Origin of the sequence: Micromonospora sp. NPDC047548 (assembly GCF_040642975.1) — a bacterium.
GTDB lineage: Bacteria > Actinomycetota > Actinomycetes > Mycobacteriales > Micromonosporaceae > Micromonospora.
Genome location: NZ_JBEYTI010000111.1, coordinates 1 through 3,107, shown reverse-complemented (window position 1 = coordinate 3,107; position 3,107 = coordinate 1). Strand labels below are relative to the sequence as shown.

General features: G+C 70.4%; 3 protein-coding genes and 1 pseudogene. 3 read left to right on the top strand and 1 reads right to left on the bottom strand.

Annotated features, from left to right (window positions below; translation table 11 throughout):
- The first annotated feature begins 206 nt into the window (after positions 1-206).
- The 3 genes and pseudogenes from ABZ807_RS33225 to ABZ807_RS33215 all read left to right on the top strand — a co-directional run bounded on the left by ABZ807_RS33225 (position 207) and on the right by ABZ807_RS33215 (position 1,772).
- A complete protein-coding gene (locus tag ABZ807_RS33225; RefSeq protein ID WP_357167095.1) occupies positions 207-443 on the top strand; it encodes a winged helix-turn-helix domain-containing protein in 237 nt (78 codons plus the stop codon).
- A 934-nt stretch (positions 444-1,377) separates the two neighbouring features.
- A pseudogene (locus ABZ807_RS33220) lies at positions 1,378-1,434 on the top strand (hypothetical protein); the annotation flags it as partial.
- A gap of 104 nt (positions 1,435-1,538) precedes the next feature.
- Positions 1,539-1,772 (top strand): hypothetical protein, encoded by a 234-nt coding sequence (locus tag ABZ807_RS33215; RefSeq protein WP_357167092.1) that lies wholly within the window; start codon positions 1,539-1,541, stop codon positions 1,770-1,772.
- Between the two features lie 189 nt (positions 1,773-1,961).
- On the opposite strand, the gene ABZ807_RS33210 is transcribed toward ABZ807_RS33215, so the two are convergent.
- Complete coding sequence (locus ABZ807_RS33210) at positions 1,962-2,819, bottom strand: cytochrome c biogenesis CcdA family protein (RefSeq protein WP_357167098.1); 858 nt, start codon at positions 2,817-2,819, stop codon at positions 1,962-1,964.
- Between the last annotated feature and the right edge of the window lie 288 nt (positions 2,820-3,107).

Sequence of the window (3,107 nt, the reverse complement as noted above, 5' to 3'; positions counted from 1 at the left end):
TCAACAGCAGTACTCAATGCAACTCGATCCTGAACTCGCCCTGCCAGACGGACTTGCTATGAACCGTTGGCCTCAACTCACCCTGGCAGACAGGGCCGCGACAACGTAGAACCGAGCTCGCGGTGCGCGCTGCCTCTGCCACACCCATCCCGGCGCTGCCGTACGTGCACCCAGTGCACGGGCAAAGCAATCGAAGGAAGGTCAAGGTGAACAGTCTTCAGACCTACCGGCAAATCGCTGACGGCATCGCCGCCCGCATCGCCAACGGTGATCTGCCCGCCGGCACCCTGCTGCCCTCCTACCAGCAGCTTGCCGCCGCCCATGGCGTCTCCATCGCCACCACCCAACGCGCGTACGCCCTGCTGGGCTTCCAGGGCCTGGTGTACGGGGAGCCCGGCCAGGGCGTCTACGTCGCCGACCACGCCGCCGCCGCTACGGCCTGACATCAAGCACCCGGATGACAGCGCCAGTACCCGCCCCGAGCACTATCCACGCTGCGAAGATCATCGAAGCGAAGAAGGACGGAGCCCCAACACCAGCCGCCATGCCGTAGGCGCTCCTGGCGCCCATCTTCGTCTTCGCAAGGGCGAGGTGCCCCCGCGGATGGCGCGCGATGAGCGAGAAGAGTCCGAACGATCAGCAAGGACGGCACGCACCAAAAGCCCTGCCGTCGCCGGGCCGCCACGATCGCCTCGGCGTCGTGGGCGCCACCGGGATACGCCAACGCGCAGCACCGGCTCATCCGCTCCGGGCGGGAGTCCCCAGAGGGCCACCGTCTGCCGGGAGCGGTCGTTGCCGCGGTGTCGGCCACCCAGAAGGTCCCCTCTCCGGCCACCGCCAGGTTCTCCGTCTCGCGCGGCGCGGACGGGTAGCCACCGTCCGGACCACCGCACTGTCCCGATCCACGAAGAAGATCCGGCGGCAGCCTCCTGCCTCATCCGCACTGCCGTTGACCACGACGGAGCCCTCGGCAGCGGACATCATCCCCGGAGACCTCGGTCAGCCGATCATCGCGCGCCCGGCACACCGGCATCCCGGCGCTGGCGTGGGTATGGGCGTCGGCCTGGCGGCGGCCACACCCGGGCCCGTGACCGCGATCACGGCGGCGACCACCAGGCATCCCTCCGCGGTCCGTCGCGCAGCGGGCACCTCGTCGCACCTGCGCATCACCACCACCGCTCCTCTCAGACCCCGCATCCCACCCGCACCTAGCCACCGCCGCGCCGGGCAACAACACCCGGATATCCAGATCGCTTCTGCACGTGCCCACCGACTGGCCCGGCCACTACGCCAACGGCCCGGACCTCGTCGCCGCGCTCATCGACGCCGGAACCGACGTCAACGCCAAGATTCACCGACCCGCACACCGAAACCCCGCTGCACTGGGCTGTCTCAACCGACGAGGTCCCGGTCCTCGACGCCCTGCTACATATCGGCGCGGACGTCGAGACCGGCGGCGGCGGCGTCATCGGCACCCCCCCCTCGCGGGGGCAGTCGCGTTCGGGCAACGTCGCCCGCCGGCTCATCGGACGCGGCGCGTGGGCCAACCTGTGGCAGGCTGGCTCGGCCTCATGGACCGGGTCGAGGCATTCTTCGACAACGACCCGCAGCCGACGGCGGAGGTGGTCACCGGCGCGTTCTGGCTGGCCTCCCACGGCGGCCAGCAGCCAGCCGCCGATTACCTCCTCGACCGAGGCGCCGAGCTGAACTGGATCGGCTACGACAAGCTCACCCCACGTGTGGGACTCGCCAGCGTCAGGGGTACCACGTGAGGCGGACGACCTGGGTTCCTCGGCACGCTCGTCCTCGTTCAAGCCGCCGGGGGCCTCGCCGCGGGCTCGCCAGTCCTGATCAGCCCAGTTGCCCGCGGTGCCCTCGTTGATCCCTACGTCGCGGGCGAGGGCCTGGCCTTCGATTTGCCGCCAGGTCGCGGAGCACCGTATTCGGGGCGGCGGCGGACCTCAGCGGCGGGTGCGGCGTTGTCGGACCAGCGCTGCGGCGGTCGCGGTGGCGGCAAGCAGGACGGTGAAGGCGACCGCGATTGTGGTGGGGCCGAGGCGGTCCAGCCAGCCGGCGACGGTCGCCTGGGTGGTTGCGGCGTTGTCGATGATCGGGTCGTTGCCGGTGCCGCCGCGCAGGACGCGGATCTCGTACCAGCCGTACCAGGCCACGTAGCCGCCGGCTGCCATCAGGAGCACGCCGGCTGCCCGGCTGATCAGCGGGGCGGCCCGGCGCAGGCCGCGTACCAGCGACATCTTGGCAAGGGCGACGGCGAGCGCGACCGCGCCGAAGACGAGGGCCATGCCGGCGGCGTACGCGACGAACAGGCCGAGCCCGGCCGGGATGGATCCGGTGCGGAAGCCCGCGACCACGACGGTGAGGAACGGTCCGATCGTGCAGCCCAGCGACGCGACGGCGTAGGAGGCCCCGAACAGGGCCATGGACCCGAACCGGCGGGTCACCGCCGGCCCGGCGCCGAGTTTCGGGCCGATGGTCGGTAGCTGCCGGCCGGCCAGCAGTACGCCACCGAGTGCCACCAGAACCAGCCCGATGGCGATCGTGACCCAGGGCAGGTGCCGGGCGATCACGTCGGCGGCCGGTGCGGCCAGCAGGCCGAACACCCCGAACACGGCGACGAAACCGACGGTCATGGCCGCGGTGAGCAGCAGTGCCCGGCCGACCGCGCGGGACCGTCCGCCGCCGTCGGACTCGTCGAGGACGAGGAAGGACAGGTACGCGGGCAGCAGCGCGAACCCGCACGGGTTGACGGCGGCAAGCAGCCCGGCGGCGAGCGCGAGGGCGCACGGGGCGTCGAGCAACGGCACCCTGCGGGGTGCCACAGATTCGCTGCCGCAAGGTGCCGTCGGGTAGTTGCAGCGATGCGGCAAGCCACCGCTTCACATACAAAACTACCCATGCGGCATCGGTGTGGGCTTCCACCGCCTTGACGACGAGGTCCCAGCGGACGCTGTCGAAGAATTTCGAGACATCAAGGTCGCTCGACTTTCGCGTTCTATGCGGCTGCGAGTGCCCATGCTCGCTGGACCTGGCGGATTTCTGCGTTGGTGGGTTGGGCTGGGCGAGAGCCCATAAAGCGAGCGGCGATG